The organism is Roseobacter sp. HKCCA0882, assembly GCF_037805225.1.
Taxonomy (GTDB): domain Bacteria; phylum Pseudomonadota; class Alphaproteobacteria; order Rhodobacterales; family Rhodobacteraceae; genus M30B80.
In genome coordinates, this window is sequence record NZ_JBBLYI010000001.1 from 932,344 (window position 1) to 950,192 (window position 17,849).

13 protein-coding genes are annotated in these 17,849 nt (G+C 56.0%); 8 read left to right on the plus strand and 5 right to left on the minus strand.

What is annotated here, in order from left to right:
• Positions 1-9: 9 nt before the first annotated feature.
• Positions 10-501 (minus strand): Holliday junction resolvase RuvX, encoded by a 492-nt coding sequence (gene ruvX, locus AAC622_RS04870; RefSeq protein WP_340260618.1) that lies wholly within the window; start codon positions 499-501, stop codon positions 10-12.
• The gene (gene ccmI / locus AAC622_RS04875; RefSeq protein WP_340260619.1) at positions 498-1,745 is read right to left on the minus strand and encodes a c-type cytochrome biogenesis protein CcmI; all 1,248 of its coding nucleotides are present in this window, start codon (positions 1,743-1,745) and stop codon (positions 498-500) included. Before ccmI ends, ruvX begins: the two co-directional genes overlap by 4 nt.
• Positions 1,746-1,986: 241 nt before the next feature.
• On the opposite strand from ccmI, the gene AAC622_RS04880 reads away from it, so the two are divergent.
• From AAC622_RS04880 to rarD, 6 genes are all read left to right on the plus strand, one after another.
• Complete coding sequence (locus AAC622_RS04880; protein WP_317654692.1) at positions 1,987-3,231, plus strand: sarcosine oxidase subunit beta family protein; 1,245 nt, start codon at positions 1,987-1,989, stop codon at positions 3,229-3,231.
• Between the two features lie 43 nt (positions 3,232-3,274).
• A complete protein-coding gene (locus AAC622_RS04885; protein WP_317654691.1) occupies positions 3,275-3,595 on the plus strand; it encodes a sarcosine oxidase subunit delta in 321 nt (106 codons plus the stop codon).
• A complete protein-coding gene (locus AAC622_RS04890) occupies positions 3,592-6,594 on the plus strand; it encodes a sarcosine oxidase subunit alpha family protein (RefSeq protein ID WP_340260621.1) in 3,003 nt (1,000 codons plus the stop codon). The genes AAC622_RS04885 and AAC622_RS04890 overlap by 4 nt, the downstream gene beginning before the upstream one ends.
• Positions 6,587-7,144: a sarcosine oxidase subunit gamma gene (locus AAC622_RS04895; protein ID WP_340260622.1), complete on the plus strand. Its 558-nt coding sequence runs from the start codon at positions 6,587-6,589 to the stop codon at positions 7,142-7,144. The genes AAC622_RS04890 and AAC622_RS04895 overlap by 8 nt, the downstream gene beginning before the upstream one ends.
• A gap of 80 nt (positions 7,145-7,224) precedes the next feature.
• Positions 7,225-7,827 carry a superoxide dismutase gene (locus tag AAC622_RS04900; protein WP_340251125.1) on the plus strand — a complete coding sequence of 201 codons (603 nt, stop codon included), beginning with the start codon at positions 7,225-7,227 and terminating at the stop codon, positions 7,825-7,827.
• A gap of 174 nt (positions 7,828-8,001) precedes the next feature.
• Positions 8,002-8,874 (plus strand): EamA family transporter RarD, encoded by an 873-nt coding sequence (gene rarD / locus AAC622_RS04905; protein ID WP_340260623.1) that lies wholly within the window; start codon positions 8,002-8,004, stop codon positions 8,872-8,874.
• On the opposite strand, the gene AAC622_RS04910 is transcribed toward rarD, so the two are convergent.
• Positions 8,859-9,413 carry an LOG family protein gene (locus AAC622_RS04910; RefSeq protein WP_340251129.1) on the minus strand — a complete coding sequence of 185 codons (555 nt, stop codon included), beginning with the start codon at positions 9,411-9,413 and terminating at the stop codon, positions 8,859-8,861. The two genes, rarD and AAC622_RS04910, sit on opposite strands and share 16 nt — an antisense overlap.
• A 210-nt stretch (positions 9,414-9,623) precedes the next feature.
• On the opposite strand from AAC622_RS04910, the gene AAC622_RS04915 reads away from it, so the two are divergent.
• Entirely contained in the window at positions 9,624-10,952 is a 1,329-nt protein-coding gene (locus AAC622_RS04915; RefSeq protein ID WP_340260624.1) for a LysM peptidoglycan-binding domain-containing protein, read from the plus strand.
• A gap of 157 nt (positions 10,953-11,109) precedes the next feature.
• Complete coding sequence (locus AAC622_RS04920) at positions 11,110-12,885, plus strand: ABCB family ABC transporter ATP-binding protein/permease (RefSeq protein WP_340261437.1); 1,776 nt, start codon at positions 11,110-11,112, stop codon at positions 12,883-12,885.
• A gap of 15 nt (positions 12,886-12,900) precedes the next feature.
• Here the strand turns inward: AAC622_RS04920 and AAC622_RS04925 are convergent, their stop codons facing one another.
• Both AAC622_RS04925 and AAC622_RS04930 read right to left on the minus strand, forming a co-directional pair.
• A complete protein-coding gene (locus AAC622_RS04925; protein WP_340260626.1) occupies positions 12,901-16,596 on the minus strand; it encodes an efflux RND transporter permease subunit in 3,696 nt (1,231 codons plus the stop codon).
• Entirely contained in the window at positions 16,593-17,780 is a 1,188-nt protein-coding gene (locus AAC622_RS04930; protein ID WP_340260628.1) for an efflux RND transporter periplasmic adaptor subunit, read from the minus strand. The genes AAC622_RS04925 and AAC622_RS04930 overlap by 4 nt, the downstream gene beginning before the upstream one ends.
• Between the last annotated feature and the right edge of the window lie 69 nt (positions 17,781-17,849).

Below are 17,849 nucleotides of genomic sequence, written 5' to 3' on the forward strand. Positions count from 1 at the left end.
GCCCTGCCTCTATTCTGCGCTGCGGATCACCCGCATGCGATCCAGTGATCCTTGCAATATATAACTTGCGGCGACCGCATCAATCACCTCGGCGCGACGTTTTCGGGACGTATCCGCCTCTAAAAGCGCCCTTTCGGCGGCCACAGTGGATAATCTTTCATCCCAAAACGCGGCGGGCAAATGCGACAGCCCCTCAAATCGGCCAATATTGCGCAAAAAAGCGCGGGTCGATTGGGCGCGGGGGCCTTCGCTGCCATCCATATTGCGGGGCAGGCCAAGGATGAGGCCGCGAATATCCCGTGCCGCCACCAGTTTTGCCAATTCTGCGGCGTCTTGGGTGAATTTCTCGCGCTTGATTGTGACCAACGGGGTTGCAACGCTTTGGAACAAATCGCTGATGGCAATGCCAATGGTTTTGGTGCCAAAATCCAAACCCAAAATCGCGGCAGGCGGCGCGGTGGCCGCTGCAAAGTCGTGAAGGTCGACAAAACCCTCGGTCATTGGGGCAGGCCTGCCTCAGCATTGTCGAGCACTGCCGCAGCGCCGTCTTGGCCCGCAAAATTTGCGCGCGCCTCAGCCAGAATTGTGCGCGCCTCATCAAGGCGGCCCAAAACCCCCAAGGCCGTAATCAGCTGTGCATATTCTTCAACAGTGCCACCCTCATTGGCCAAACGGACCGATAAATTGCCAACCATGCCTTCAATCATTGCAGCGCGATCTTCGGCGCTCATTTGACCTGCGGCTTCCATTTGCGCGGCATCGGGGCCGCGAAGAGGGGCGTCTTCACGGCGGGGTTGAGGCAGGTCATCCACATTGATGGCATCACCCGCAAGAAAGGCCACTTCTTCAATCTGCAAACGGATAGGTTCGAGCCATGGTGCATCAGGCGTGCTTTCGGCCAAAAGAGTGCGCCAGATTGTATAAGCCAGATCAGGGCGGCCCCCTTGGGCATACATGAGGCCCATGTAATAGCGCGCGGTTCCATTGCGCGGCTCTTGCGCGATGGTGTCGGTCAACACGGCCTCGACCTCGGGCGAAACATACCCACCCGCCGCCAAAATCATCATTTCGGCCAGATTGGCCCTTGCGGCCACACCCTCGGGGCTTTCTGGGGCAAGCAGGCCGACAAGCTGTTCTTGCGCGGCAACGGCAGCCTCGAAATTACCAAGGCGCAACTCGTTTTCCGCCAAGAGGCGCCATCCTGTTGGGTCATCGCGCCGCTCGGCCATTATCGCGCGCAAACGTTCAACCAAGGCCTCAAGTTCAGGGTTTTCAGGGATTGTGGGGCGGGCCGACACCGAAGCCTCGGCCACCGCCTCGGCCTGTGATGGGCGGGTGGCGCGATTTTCTTCGATGCGCTCAATGCGGTTTGCAATCGGCATATCCGGATAATTGGGCACCCCCAATTGCGCATAGACCAAGACCGCAAGGGCCAATGTCGCAACCAAACCCACAGGGATCAAAACCTTGCCATGGGTAAGGCCCGTTTCCGCCTCTTGGGCCGCTTGCAGGGCGCGATCTGCCTCAATCAGGCGGCGCGAAACTTCGGCGCGGGCGCGTTCTGCATCTTGGGGCGATAGCACGCCACGCGCTTCATCGCGCTCAAGTTCCTGCAATTGGTCGCGATAGACCTGCACATCATAGGCTTCGGTTGGGGTTGTCGCGGATACGCCGCGCAGAAAAGCACGCAGCAAAATCAAGATAGCTGCCACAGAAATTGCAGCAGTTGCGATCCAGAAAACCATCAAGCCTATTCTCCCGCGAAATGTCGTCTTGGCCCAGATGTAAGCCCTTGGCCCGCAGATCAAAAGGATAATCGTGACACAAAGCCGCGACCATCTTGCGCAGGCCCGCAAAGCGGGGCAAGAAATGCAAGAATTGCGTTTTGCATCTGGTCGTTTTTGCGCGCAAATATGCCGCCCGCAGTATCCTTTTGCGTCCCGAACAGGGCCAAACAGGGGCAAGTTTTCAGGAGTGTCTTTCGCCATGCGCCACTATTCTGTCTTTGCCATCGTCAAAGAGGCATTGGGATATCACCAAGGTTGGGAACGCGCGTGGCGCAACCCAACACCAAAGGCCCAGTATGACGCGATCATCATCGGCGCAGGCGGCCATGGTTTGGCCACGGCCTACTATTTGGGTAAGAATTTTGGCATCACCAATGTGGCGGTGATTGAAAAGGGCTGGCTTGGCGGCGGGAACACGGGGCGCAACACCACGATCATTCGCTCGAACTATCTCCAAGACCCATCTGCCGCGATCTATGAGAAATCGCGCAGTCTGTATGAAACCCTGAGCCAAGATTTGAATTATAACATCATGTTCAGCCCGCGCGGCGTGATCATGTTGGCGCAGACCGAGCATGAAAAGCGTGGCTATTTGCGCACAGCACATGCAAATTCGCTGCAGGGCGTTGAGACACGCTTCATCACTCCGCGCGAGGTCAAAGAACTTTGCCCGATCATCCATCTTGAGGGGCCGCGTTATCCTGTTTTGGGCGGTCTGTGGCAGGCGCGCGGCGGCACGGCGCGCCATGATGCGGTGGCATGGGGCTATGCGCGGGCCTGTTCCGCGATGGGGATGGACATCATCCAACAATGCGAGGTCACAGCCATCCACCGCGAAAATGGCGCAGTCAGCGCGATTGAAACCACCAAGGGCCGCATTGGGTGCAACAAATTGGGCATCGTGGTGGCGGGTCATTCCAGCCATGTGGCCGATATGGCAGGCTTCCGTCTGCCCATTGAATCGGTTGCGCTGCAGGCGCTGGTGTCTGAACCCATTAAGCCCTGCATGGATGTGGTAGTTATGGCCAATACGGTGCATGGCTATATGAGCCAATCCGACAAGGGTGAAATGGTCATTGGCGGCGGCGCAGATGGCTATAACAACTACACACAACGCGGCTCTTTCCAGCATATCGAGGAAACAGTGCGCGCCTTGGTCGAGACATTCCCGATGATTTCGCGCCTTAAGATGCTGCGCCAATGGGGGGGGATTGTTGATATGACGGGGGATCGTTCCCCGATTATCTCGAAAACCCCTGTTGAGAATTGCTTTATCAACTGCGGTTGGGGCACAGGCGGGTTTAAAGCTATCCCCGGATCAGGCTGGGCGATGGCAGAACTCATGGCCAAAGGGCATTCACCTTTGGCCGATGAATTTGGCCTGAACCGCTTCCGCGAGGGCCGCTTCATTGATGAAAGCGTGGCCGCAGGGGTGGCGCATTGATGCCTGCCTTGATGTTTAAGATTTACCAAAGCGAGGTTCAGCTATGCTGCTTTTGACCTGCCCCTATTGCGGTGTCTCCGCTGATGAAACTGAACTTTCTCCCGGCGGTGAGGCGCATCTCAAACGCTTTGGCCCAGGATCTTCGGATGAGGATTTTGAAGGTTATTTGTTCATGCGGCACAACCAAAAGGGCGTGCATTTTGAACGGTGGCGGCACACATATGGCTGTGGCAAATGGTTCTTGGCGGCGCGCTGCACCGCGACCCTAGAGGTGTTTGGAACCTATAGCGCACAAACGCCCGAACCCCCCAAAGAGATTATTGCAAAGATACAGGCAAAGCGCCCTGATTGGAGCCTGACATGAGCCATCGTTTGCCTCAAGGCGGCCGTCTGATCGACAAGGCCCGCACGGTTTCTTTTGAATTTAACGGCCAGAAAATGCGTGGGCTTGCGGGCGACACGCTTGCCTCTGCGCTTTTGGCGGAAGACCAGATGTTGGTGGGCCGCTCGTTCAAATATCACCGTCCGCGCGGTATTGTGGCCTCGGGCGCGGAAGAACCAAACGCGCTTGTCGGTTTGGGCCGTGATGCGCGGTTTGAGCCGAACCAACGCGTGACCACCACCGAATTGTTCGAAGGACTTCAGGCGCAAAGCCAAAACCATTGGCCAAGCCTTGAGAACGATATCGGCGTGGTGAATAACTACCTCGCGCGGTTTTTACCTGCGGGCTTTTATTACAAGACATTCATCCACCCGCGCCCGTTTTGGAAGCATGTGTTTGAACCCATCATCCGCCAATCCGCGGGTTTGGGCAAAGCCCCCAAAGATCGCGATGCAGATCGTTACGAGCATTTCTACGCCCATGTTGATCTTCTGATCATTGGCGGTGGGATTGCAGGGCTTCAGGCTGCGTTGGACGCAGGCAAGCAAGGCAAGCGGGTGCTTTTGGTTGAGCAAACCGCCCATTGGGGTGGCCGCGCGCCTGTCGATGGGATCGAATTGGGCGGTAAATCTGCGGATGACTGGATCACCGCAACATTGGCCGCCCTTGGCGAGATGAAGAATGTCACCTTGCGCAGCCGCACTATGGGGGCAGGGGTCTATGATCACGGCTATGCCTTGGCCTATGAGCGCGTGACGGATCATGCGCCGAGCGTTGATGCCCCCCGTCATCGGTTGTGGCGCATTCGCGCCGCACGCATCATCACTGCGACAGGTGCAATCGAGCGCCCGCTGTCTTTTGCAGGCAATGATATTCCGGGCGTGATGTTGGCGAGCGCCTTGCGCGATTACATCGTCAATTACGGTGTGGCTGCGGGCAAGCGTATCGTGATTGCCACCAATAATGATGATGGCTATCGCAGTGCTTTGGTCGCCAAAGAGGCGGGTCTTGAGGTTGCCGCCATTATCGACCCACGCCCCGCTGCGACCGGCGATTTGATTGAAGCCGCCCGTTCTGCAGGGATTGCGATAAAGCAGGGGATGGCCGTTGCGGAGGCGCAAGGGGGCAAGCGCGTCACTGGCGTAAAAATCTGCGCGCAAGACAGTGATGGTAGCACGGGCGAGGTCATCGCCTGTGATGCGGTCGGCATGTCGGGCGGATGGTCGCCTGTGGTGCATCTGTGGTCACATTGCGGTGGCAAGCTGATTTGGGACGAGGCACAGGCCTGTTTCCGCCCCGATCCTACACGCCCGCCGCTCAGCCATGATGGCGAAGGGTTTGTTTTCGTGGCGGGGGCGGCAGACGGGCATTCCACCGCAGCGGCCTCGTTGAAATCTGCGCAGGCGGCTGTTGCGGCCGCCACGAGCCAAGCGGTGAAATCGCGCCTGCCCAAAGTGGTGGAGCCTGAATTGGGAACCTTGGCCCCGATTTGGATCATGCCCGCCCGCGCGTCCATTCAGAAACGCGCAAAAATGTGGTTGGATTTCCAAAACGATGTGAAAGTGTCTGACGTTCAGTTGGCCGCGCGCGAGGGCTATGAAAGCGTTGAGCATACCAAACGCTATACCACATTGGGTATGGCGACTGATCAGGGAAAGCTTAGCAATATCAATGGCCTTGCGGTGCTTGCTGATGCGCTTCAGGCGCAAATCCCTGCTGTGGGAACCACCACCTTCCGCCCACCCTATACGCCCATTTCCATGGGGGCCATCGCAGGCGAGGCGCGTGGCGCGGTTTTCCAACCGCTGCGCCGCACCCCGATCTTTGACTGGCACGCTGAACATGGCGCTGATTTTGAGCCAGTGGGTCAGTGGCGGCGCCCCTATTGCTATCCACGGGCGGGCGAAGATCGCCACGCAGCCGTGACCCGCGAGATCAATGCCACCCGCGGCTCGCTTGGTCTGCTTGATGCATCGACCTTGGGCAAGATCATCGTCAAAGGTCCTGATGCGGGGCGGTTCATGGATATGCTCTACACCAATATGATGAGCACCCTGAAACCGGGCCGCTGCCGTTATGGTCTTATGTGCAATGAGAACGGCTTTTTGATGGATGACGGCGTTGTGGCGCGTCTCGATGAAGAGACGTTCCTCGTGCATACCACCACAGGCGGGGCTGATCACATCCACGCGCACATGGAAGATTGGCTGCAATGCGAATGGTGGGACTTTAAGGTATACACGGCCAATGTGACCGAAAGATGGGCACAGGTGGCCGTGGTTGGCCCAAATGCGCGCAAGCTTTTGGAAAAGCTCGGCTCTGACACGGATTTGTCGGCAGAAGCCTTGCCCTTTATGGCGTGGACAGATGCGAAAATCGGCGGGTTTGAGGCGCGGGTGTTCCGCATTTCCTTCTCGGGTGAGCTGTCCTTTGAAATCGCTGTCCCCGCAAGTCAGGGATTGGACTTCTGGAAAAGCCTGATTGAGGCGGGCGCAGAATGGAACATCACCCCCTATGGCACCGAAGGGCTGCATGTCATGCGGGCGGAAAAGGGCTTCATCATGATCGGGGATGAAACTGATGGCACGGTCATCCCACAGGATTTGGGCCTCGATTGGGCGATTTCCAAAAAGAAAGAGGATTATTTGGGGAAACGCGCACAGGCGCGGAGTTTCATGGATAATCCTGATCGGTGGAAATTGGTCGGTCTTGAGACGCTGGATGGTGGGGTTCTGCCAGATGGTGCCTATGTGATCCGCGCAGGCAAAAACGCCAATGGCCAGAACAATGTCCAAGGGCGGGTGACATCGACCTATTATTCACCAACCCTGAAACGCGGGATCGCGATGGCGCTGCTCCATAATGGCACTGATCGCATGGGCGAGGTGGTGAATCTCACTGATGGTAAGGGTGGTCAGATCAAGGCACGGATTTGTTCGACCATCTTCTTTGATCCCGAGGGGGAGAAGCAAAATGTCTGATCTCAGCACCCTAACACCTTATGTCAGCGTCAGCGAACTGCCATTGCAAGGGATGATCACCTTGCGCGCAGATCTGTCCCAGAAAACTGTGGCGACAGCGGTCAAGGCCGTCACGGGCCTTGCCATGCCCGCCCCGCGCGCAATCCTTGAGAAGGGCGCCTATGGGGTCGCATGTATGTCACATGACGAGGTGATGATCCTGTGCCCCTATGCGGAATGCGCTGCCCATGTCGCCAGTTTGGACAAGAAATTGGCCAAGCTGCATCATTTGGCGCTCGATATGTCCGATGCGCGCGCGGTGTTTGAGATCACCGCACCCACAGCGGGCGCATTGCGCGATTGTTTGGCCAAACTGATGCCCGCGGATTTTCATCCCGACAGTTTTGGGGTTGGTGAATTGCGCCGCAGTCGCGTGGCACAGGCGGCAGCCGCAGTTTGGTTGACCGATCCAAAGACAGCGCGGCTTTTTGCGTTTCGTTCGGTCAAACAATATGTCTATGACCTGCTACGTGTCTCTGGCGCAAAAGGTGGCGAGGTGGGGTATTTCTGATCTGCCCCCCTTGACCTTTGGGGGCTATGCCCCCCATCTGTGGTCTAGAAATTGAAACCGCGAGACGAGGGGATAAACCCATGGCTTTTACACTTCCTGACCTGCCCTATGCCCATGATGCGCTTGCCGCAAAGGGGATGTCGGCCGAGACATTGGAATTTCACCACGACCTGCACCACAAGGCCTATGTCGATAATGGCAATAAGCTGATTGCAGGAACCGAATGGGAAGGCAAATCTGTTGAAGAAATCATCACAGGCACCTATCAGGCAGGCGCTGTGGCCCAAAACGGCATCTTCAACAATGCAAGCCAGCATTGGAACCATGTGCAGTTCTGGGAAATGATGGGACCAGGTTCGTCGGCCATGCCATCGGAATTGGAAAAGGCACTGGTTGATAGTTTTGGCTCGGTTGATCAGTTCAAGGCTGATTTCGCCGCCGCAGGCGCTGGTCAGTTTGGTGCGGGCTGGTGCTGGTTGGTGCAGGACAAAGATGGCGGCCTTAAGGTTACCAAGACCGAAAACGGCGTGAACCCGCTCTGCTTTGGTCAAACGGCTCTGTTGGGCTGCGATGTGTGGGAGCATTCCTATTACATCGACTACCGCAACAAGCGCCCTGCCTATTTGGACAATTTCCTGAACAACCTCGTGAATTGGGAAAACGTGGCCTCTCGGATGGGCTAAGCCCTTTGAAGGCAGCGTTCATTGAACCAATAACCCCTCGCGAAAGCGGGGGGTTTTTTCTTTTCTCGTCAGATTTAATGCAAAGGTGGGCATCGATCGCAAATGCCCCCCTTGACCTCCCCCGTAATCCCCCCTCACATGTGATCATAATCACAGAACCGAAGGCGATGCTTCATGACAGAGGCCACCAAAGGCGTTTTGGCGATGGTGGGGGCCTGCGTGATTTGGGGCTTCTCCGCGCTTTATTATAAATTACTGTCGGACATTACTTCCTCAGAAGTCCTTGCGCACCGCACGATATGGTCAGCTGTTTGCTTTGTTATAGTTTTATCAATCCAGTCCCGTCTTGGCGAATTGCGCGTCGTGCTTTCTAACAAACGTTCGTTATCTCAAGTATTTGCTGCTGCAGTTTTGGTTTCAACAAATTGGTATTTTTTTATCGTTTCGGTAAATCTTGGCCATCTGATGCAAAGTTCGCTCGGTTTTTATATATTTCCGCTGGTGGCCGTAGCGCTTGGGGCATTCATTTTAAAAGAGCCGTTTACGAGATCAAAGAAGATCGCTGTATCGTTGGCGGGACTTGCGGTGGTACAACTAACCTTAGGCTTGGGTGTCGCGCCCTGGATTTCATTGATTTTGGCATTCAGCTTCGGTTTTTATGGCTTAATTAAACGTCACGTAATTGCTGGACCCGTAGTTTCGGTGACAGCAGAGGTATCACTACTGATGCCACTCGCTATGGCATACCTTGCATGGCTCTATTCTACCAAAAGTGGCTTTTCTCCCGACCTTACAGAATTGATTTTATTGATACTGTCAGGGCCGCTGACGGCTATACCGATGATACTTTTTTCTTATGCTTCGAAACGTACTGCATTATCGACAATCGGATTAGTGCAATATCTTAATCCCACAATACAATTCAGCGTGGCTGTTTTCATTTTTGGCGAAGCTATGACGCTTTGGCATACAATTACGTTTCTAATGATCTGGTCAGGACTCGCAATCTATTCGGTAGGGGCTATGCGCCCTCAGGCAGCGCGATAGGCAGAGAGCCGCGCCAAAGTGTCGGCAGGCGTATCTACCGTTTCAACAAAGCCCAACAGGCTGGCATCGGCAAAGCCGTCTGTGACCATATGGTGCAACAGATGGGTCAACCTGTCCCAATAGCCTGCGGTGTTCATGAGGATAATGGGCTTATCATGGAGTCCCAATTGCCGCCATGTCAGCACTTCAAAAAACTCGTCCAAGCTACCAGCGCCGCCTGGCATCATCACGACCGCATCGCAATTCATGAACATCACCTTTTTGCGCTCATGCATTGTCTCGGTGATGACAAAACGCGTCAGGTCGCGTTTGCCGACCTCGCGGGCCATCAGATGGGTTGGGATGACCCCGAATGTGTCACCACCTGCTTCTTGCGCGGCGCGGGCGATATGCCCCATCAGCCCAACATCACCAGCCCCGTAAACAAGGCGCATTCCCGCCTTTGCAATCCCAAGGCCTAAGTCGCGCGCGGCCTTTGCATAAAGGGGATTTGCCCCGTCCCGCGCGCCACAAAAAACACAAACTGAAAAATCGCGCATCGGGCCTATCCTTTGGGTTTTGCATATTGGGTCGGTTCTGTGATAGCCGCGTTCGACAAAGGGCTCAACTGTTGCGGCGATGTTAGTGTGGCGCAGTTTTGTGACAGATAGGTTTCGCAACATCTTGCGGATGGTACTAAGCGTGGTGCAATATGTGCGCAAGCCCTTCGGATTGGGGATAAATATTTACGCTCGCAATGCGGTGCGATCATGAAGGTAGAAAATATGGCAAACGGGTCAAAAGTTGCGGGTGGCTTGTCGGGGCTTGGGATGGGCATCATCGCCCTTGCCATCGCCGCTTTGGGTTATTTGGGCTGGCAAGTGGTGAACGAAGACCGCGCTGGTGAGGAGGCCGTAGCAGAGGCGCCTGCCGCGGCAGATGACGCCACAAACGGCACGGCAGCGCCAGAGCCCGCAGAAGAAGTGGCAGCGGAAGAAGTTAGTACAGAGGTTACAGAGGAAACCGCTGCTTCGGAAACCGCAGTAGAAGTGGCATCGGAAGAAATCAGTACAGAGGTCGTAGAGGAAACAGCTGCTTCTGAAACCGCAGTAGAAGCGGCTGCGGAAGAAGTCAGCTCTGAGGTCACAGAAGAAACCACTGCTGCTGAAACCGCGAGCGATGAAACCACTGCGCCCGAAACACCTTCTACGGCGCAGGAGGCGGCTGATGTGGCTGAGGCCGTGGTCACGACCGCGCCTGTTTTGGATGTTATCCGTGTCTCGCCCGATGGCATGACCGTGATCGCCGGCAGCTCGATGCCTAATGCCGAGATTTATCTTTTGCTGGATGGGGTAGATAGCGCGGATGCTACTGCGGATCGAGCCGGCAATTTCGTGCTTTTGTCCAAACTTGCCCCTTCGGACAGTCCGCGTCTTTTGTCGGTTGAAGCGACCGATGAGACAGGTGCGCGGGTGGCTGCAGCACAAACCTTGGTCGTGGCCCCAATTGCCGCGCCTGTGACTGTTGCAGAGGCCACAGACGAGGCGGAAACAGTGACCCAAAGCACCACAACGCCCATCGTTCTGCAATCAGACGGGCAGGAGGTTTCGCTAGTGCAAGGTGGCAGCACCGATGGCGCGGCCCTCAGCATTGACACGGTCAGCTATTCCAGTGCGGGGGATGTTCAAATTGCGGGGCGTGCCGATAGCGGCGCTGCTTTGCGGGTTTACCTCAACAACGCGCTTGTGGCTGAGGTGACAGGCGCCGAAGATGGCACATGGCGCGCCGATGTCGCCAATGTTGCCGCAGGTGCTTATGATCTGCGCATAGATCAACTGGCCGCGGATGGCACAGTGATCGCGCGGTCTGAAACCAGCTTTATCCGCGAGGCTGCGGCTGAGATTGCGGATGCCGCAGGTGGCGCGCAAAACGCCATTCGTGTGGTGACAGTTGAACGTGGCTTTACGCTATGGGGAATTGCCGAAAATATGCTAGGGTCTGGCTTTGATTATGTTCAGATTTTCAATGCCAACCGCGACCAAATTCGGGATCCCGATTTGATTTATCCGGGTCAGGTCTTCACCATCCCTGCGCAATAGGTCGCGGGGGTAGGGGCGGGATCGCTCAAGCGGGGCTCTGGTCATCAGCGCCCCGCTTCTTTACGTTTGGGTCACCTGACCAAATCCGAGTCTCCAAATAATGACAGCACCACATACAAACGGGCCAGCGATTGATCCTGAAAGTCGCGCCTCTAGCATGATCACCTTGCGCAAGGTGGGGCCCTATCTCTGGCCCAAAGAGATGCCATGGGTAAAATATCGGGTTGTCTTTGCCCTTGCCGCCTTGGTGGTTGCCAAATTGGTCGCGGTTGCGGGGCCTTTTGCCTATAAGGCCGCCGTAGATGCGCTTGGGGGCGATGCCCCAAGCCCTGCTTGGGCTCTTGGCCTTGGGGCGGTTGGCCTGACAGTGGCCTATGGGGTCGCGCGCGCGGGAAATGTTGGCTTTCAACAATTGCGCGATGTGATTTTTGCCCGTGTTGGGCAGCGCGCCCTGCGCATGATCGCGATTGAAACCTTCCGCCATATCCACGCCTTATCGATGCGGTTTCACATCACGCGGCGCACAGGCGGGCTAAGCCGCATTATCGAGCGCGGGGTCAAGGGCGTAGATTTTCTTTTGCGGTTTTTGCTGTTCTCAATCGGGCCGCTGGTCCTTGAATTACTTCTGACGGGGATCATCCTCGCCACGGTGTTTGACATCAGCTATTTGGCGGTTCTGATTGTGACCATTGCCCTCTATGTTTGGTTTACCTTTAAGGTGACAGAATGGCGTGTCAAAATTCGCCGCCAAATGAATGATCAGGACACCGATGCCAATCAAAAGGCGGTCGATAGTCTTTTGAATTTTGAAACCGTGAAATATTTCAACGCTGAAGAGCGTGAGGCACAGCGTTATGACCGCGCGATGGCGGGCTATGAAGAGGCGGCGATCAAGACCAATTACTCGCTCGGGTTTCTAAACTTCGGCCAATCATTGATCATCACCACGGGTCTTGTGATTGTGATGATCATGGCGGCCCATGGGGTTGAGCGGGGCGATTTGACTGTGGGCGATTTCGTCATGGTCAACGCGTTTATGATCCAAATCACCATGCCATTGAATTTCTTGGGCACAGTCTATCGCGAAATTCGACAGGCTTTGGTTGATATGGGCGAATTATTCACGTTGCTTGAGCAGCCCGCCGATGTGCATGATGCCGCTGATGCGCAAGAGCTGAAGGTGAGCCGTGGCAAAGTGGAATTCCGCGCCATTGATTTTTCCTATGAAAGCACGCGCGCGATTTTGCACGGGGTGGATTTCACCCTAGAGGCGGGTCAAAGCGTGGCACTGGTTGGGCCGTCTGGGTCGGGAAAATCCACCATTGGGCGCTTATTGTTCCGCTTTTACGATCCCCAAAAAGGCCAGATTGTGATTGACGGGCAAGATGTCGCCAAGGTGACGCAAAGCTCGCTGCATGATGCCATTGGCGTAGTGCCGCAGGACACGGTTTTGTTCAATGATACGATTTTCTACAACATCGCCTATGGCCGTCCCAATGCCACCCGTGCCGAGGTTGAGGCCGCCGCAAAATCCGCGAAAATCCATGATTTCATCGAAAGCCTGCCCGAAGGCTATGAGACAATCGTGGGGGAGAGAGGCTTAAAGCTCTCTGGTGGTGAAAAGCAGCGCGTGGGGATTGCGCGCACCTTGTTGAAAGATCCCCCCATTCTTTTGCTCGATGAGGCGACATCGGCGCTTGATACGGAAACCGAGCGCGAGATACAGGGCCAATTGCGCGCGCTTGGTCAAGGGCGCAGCGTGATCATGATCGCGCATCGCCTGTCGACTGTGGTGGATGCAGATTTGGTCATGGTGCTTGAAAAAGGCGTTGTTGTGGAACGGGGCCGTCACGAAGATTTGGTTGCAGCAGGTGGCCGCTATGCGGCCATGTGGGCGCGGCAGATGAGTGAACAGGAACGCGCGCCCCAATAAGGGGCGCGATTGCCTTTACTGTGCGGCGTGAACGGTCGGGCCTGCAGGTTGTGTTTTTTGATCTTCGGCTGTGTCATCCTCCCACAAGATGAGGGGGTTTGCCGTTTCCAATGCCGCGCGCGCCAAAGCGTAATCTTGGGTGCGCTGTGACAAGCGCGCCGCGCCAATGCGCGCCAAGGCCTGCGCAATCCAGCCTAATATTTCATTCCACCAGACCCGCACCGCCAAAAGCGATGGCGTGAAGACCAAGGTCAGAACTGTGGCAATGCCCAATCCAAAGACCACTGCCGTGGCAAGGTTTTTCCACCACAGGGCAGTCGGGCTATCAATGGTGTAACCGCCATTTGCAAAATCAAGGCTGATGCCAAGCATCATCGGCGCAAGCCCCGCCATCGTCGTGATGGTGGTCAAAAGAACAGGGCGAATGCGAGCCTCGACTGTGCGGATGATTGCCTCAATCGGGGGCAGATAGCGGTTATATTCTTGATAGGTGTCAATCAGAACAATGTTATTGTTCACCACAATCCCCGCCAAGGCGACAATGCCCGTGCCCGTCATGATGATCGAAAAGCTTTGCCCCATGGTCAAAAGCCCGATCAATACCCCTGCGGTCGACAAGACAACCGCCAGAAGCACCAGAACCGAATTGTAAAACGAATTGAACTGCGCCAGCAGGATGATGAACATCAAGCCCAATGAGGCCGCAAAGGCCTGAGATAAGAAGGCCTGACTTTCGGCTTGCTCGGCTTGGTCGCCGCCCCATTGCCAATTCACGCCATCGGGCAAAATCGTGCCTGTTTCTAATGCGGCGGTAATATGGGCAATCCGTTCATTGGCCGTGATAGCCGTCAGGGTAACATCGCCGTTCAATGCATCGTCAAACTCGGCGCGGCTCACGCCTTCGGCCAAGGAATGAAGCACATAGTCGCGCCCATCTATGCTGAATTCAGCGGGCCTGTTGGCGTGTTCAGGCGCCGCATTGCGCAGCAATCCCAAGTCACGATCCCCGATCGTCACCCGCATAAGGCCCGAGATAACATCGGCCTTCACTTGGAATATGCGCGATTGATCAAGGCGTTTGATCTCGGCTAAACGGCGCACGGGTTCCCATGTGACGAAATTTGACAGCGGCACCAATCCATCTGCGGTGCGCACGCGCAAAGTGTCTAAGGTCGACAGAACGCGGGCATCTTCTGGAAAACGCACGCGGATTTCTATCTCATCATCAGATGTAGGCACGCGCATCCGATCAAGCAAAATCCCGCGCGTGACCAATTGCACCATAGCGCCCACTGTGGCCACATTCGCACCATAGCGGCCTGCGGCCTCGACATCGACATTGATCTGCCAATCAATCCCCGGAAGGGGCAGCGTATCTTCGATGAGGGTCAGCCCCTCGAGGCTCTCGAAATAGGCGTGAACGTCTGCGGTAGCTTGCTGAAGCTGCACCCAGTCATCGCCTGTTAGTTCGAGATCAATCGGCTTACCATTGGCAGGGCCATTGGCCTGCTCGAATATCTCGGTATGAATGCCGGGAATGGTGTCCAACTCCGCTTGGATCGCATCAAGGATGATATTGCCATCGGCCCGCGTTCCCCAAGGGGCGAGGTCGATTTGAACCTGACCGATTGTGTCCTCAGGGGCGCTTGCGCCGCCTGTGTTATTGTTCAATCCGCCATCACCTGAAAAGGCAAAGACATCGCGCACGCCCTCAAAGCCAAGCACCCGTGCCTCGACCTGTGCGACCAAAGCATCTTTTTCTTCGACCGACAGATTGCCGCGCGCGCGCACATAGACAATTGCGTTTTCAGGCTCGGTCTCCACGAAGAAATCCACGCCGTTATTGTTGGCCCCGTAATAGCTGAAGGTCACGACAACAAAGCCCAAAACCGCGGCAATGGTCAAAACGGGGGCAACCGGGTTGCCCACCAAACGCTCTATCAGCAGGCCCAATCTTGTGCGCTTATATCCGCCCTCAACCCGTTCTACCACGCGCGGGCGGATCAATGTGCCCATGACAACCGACAAAACCAAACCTGTAACCGAAAAAGCCAAAACGCCCGGCAGGATTGCAAGAAGGGCGGGGGTGTCTGGCCCCGCACCACCGCCGCGCATAACCATCAAGGCGGATTGAAACAGGGCAAACCCCACCACAACCGCAAGAGCAATTCGAATGGCGCGACTTGGCACAAGGCGCATCAACAGCCCACCAAAGCGATCCACGCTGCGCGACAGACGGGCGGCAACGCCCCCCATCACGGGCAGATAGACCAGCGCCACAATCAGAGAGGCGGACAGAACAAAGATTAAAGTGACGGGGAGCATCCCCATAAATTCACCCGGAACCCCGGGCCAGAATAACATTGGCAGAAAGGCGCAAAGCGTGGTCGCGGTCGAAGATATAACGGGCCAGAACATCCGCTTTGCGGCATCTGTATAGGCCTGCATGGGGCGCGCGCCCTCCGCAAGGCGTTTGTCGGCATATTCGACCACAACAATCGCGCCATCAACGAGCATCCCTACAGCCAAGATCAGGCCGAACATTACGATATTTGACACCGCGATGCCCATGATGCCCAAAAAGATAAAGCACAATAAGAATGAGGTGGGGATTGCAAAGCCCACAAGAAGCGCCGATCTTGTGCCAAGCGTGGCCAGAACAACGATCATCACAAGCGCGATTGCGGTTAGGACTGAACCTTCAAGCTGCCCAACCATTGAGGCAACTGTGTTGGATTGATCCAAGGAGGTGGTGATATGAACAGCGGCACGCAATTCTTCGGGCCATTCCGCCTCGAAGGCGGCCACTTCTTGGCGCACCAATTCGGCGGTGTCGATAATATTAAACCCTTGGCGCTTGACGACCTGAAGCGCAATGGTGGGATTGCCGTTAAAGCGTGCAGCGCCGGTGCGATCCTCATAGGTGAGGCGAATTTGCGCCAAATCACCCAAGGTCACAACGCGATCACCATTTACCTTGACCGGTAAATCATAAACGTCCTGCGGGCTTTCAAACGAGGATGGAATGCGCACAGACAAGGCACCCGTTGGGGTGTCGACCACGCCTGCCGCGATCAATTGGTTGTTGTTCACAACCGCCGAAATCAATTCCTGCGCCGTGACATTATAGGCCTCTAGCGAGAGCGGGTCGATCAAGACCTCCAACATCTCATCGCGCGCGCCTGCAATCCCCGCCTCCAGAATAGGCGACAACCCCTCAAGCCGTGTTTGCAAATCCTGCGCAAGGCGGATCAATGTGCGCTCGGGCGCGTTGCCAGACAGCGCTACGATGATGATTGGAAATTCCGAAAAATTGATTTCATTGATGGAATAGTTCTCCGCCCCTTGTGGGAATTGCGTCTCGGCGCGGTTCATGGCATCGCGCACATCGGCAATGGTTGCGGATTTATCCCACCCAAATTCAAACTCGATAAAGATCCCCGCATACCCTTCGGCGGCGGTGGAGTTGATGGATTTCAAGCCATCGAGGTCTTGAAACTCTGCCTCCATCGGACGCACCAATTGACGCTCGCTATCTGTGGCGGAAATGCCGGGGAAGGGGACAGAAACAAACAAACCTGGAATATCAATGTCAGGTTCACCCTCTTTGGGCAGTCCCACATAGGCGGCGGCGCCAACCGTCAGCGACAGAACGATAAAGGCCAAGACCATCCGCGCACGGGCGGCGGCCCAATCGATGATCCCGGTCATTGTGCCCCTCCAAGTGCGGATCGCGCTGCATCAATCGTGGCGTTTTGGCCTGTGGGGATGTCCTGGATCGAGACAGGCACGACCTGCCCCCCGTGTGAGACAAATTCCTGCCCGACAATGATGATGTCGACCTGGTCAGGCAGCCCTGTGACCAAGGCACCATCAGGCGTGTCGCGCAGGAGGGTGACGGGGTAAAAGGCAACAAGATTATCTTCGGCCACAACACGCAGCCCCAAATCACCCTGATCATCCAAAGTCAGCGCAGAACTTGGCACCAAATGGGCGGCTGTCCCTTCGGTGGCAATGGCGATATCGGCACTTTGGCCATCCCCAATGCTGAGATCGGGGTTTTCCGCTTCAATCTCAACGCGGAAGGTGCGGGTTTGCGGATCAGCAGAACGCGCAACAAATCGCACAATCCCGTCCACCTCACGCCCATTCACCAGCCGTGTGGTCGCCAGTTGGCCGATGCTGATACGCGCCAATTCAGCCTCGGGCAGGAACCCAACGAATTTGATGGGATCAAGATCAATCACCGTGGCGCATAATGCGCCCGGCTGCATCAATGTGCCCAGTTCGGCAGTGTCGCTTTCCAACAGCCCGTTGAAGGGGGCGCGAATTTCTATCCGGGCCAGTTCTTCTGCAGCGCGATCAATGGCCGCCTCAGCCGAGCGCAAGGCGGCTTCTGCACTGCTAAGGCTGGCTGCGGCGCTGGCCGCGCGTGTTTCAGAGGCAAAACCGCTCTCACTCAAGCGGGTTGCGGCATTGGCGTCAATTTGCGCGGCTGCAAGTTGCGCCTCAGCGGTGCTGCGCGCGGCCTCAGCCTCGGCTAGGGCTGCGGCGCGGGTGCCTTCATCGATTTGGCACAGAATATCACCTGCGGTCACGGATTGGCCCGCCTTGATCGGGTCTGAAATAATCCGACCCGAGGTTTCTGCGCGAATCTCAACAAAGCGCGCGGCTTCGGATCGCCCGCGCAGGCGCACGGCATCGGAAATCACCTCAGCGTGGCTTGGCAAAATCACTACGCGCATCGCATCCCCAAATGTGCCGCTGTCCATTTGCGCGGCCTCAGCCGCCGCAGGGCTTTCACTGTCGCGCCCCATCAAGGCATCGCGCTGAAAAATCAGCACATAAAGCGCCGCGCAGACCAAAAGGGCCGTGATGACTGGAAAAATGCGCATTAAATAACCTCTTTTCGGGGCGGATATATGATTTGATCACGCCCGCTGATCTTTTGTGTTCTGCGTTTG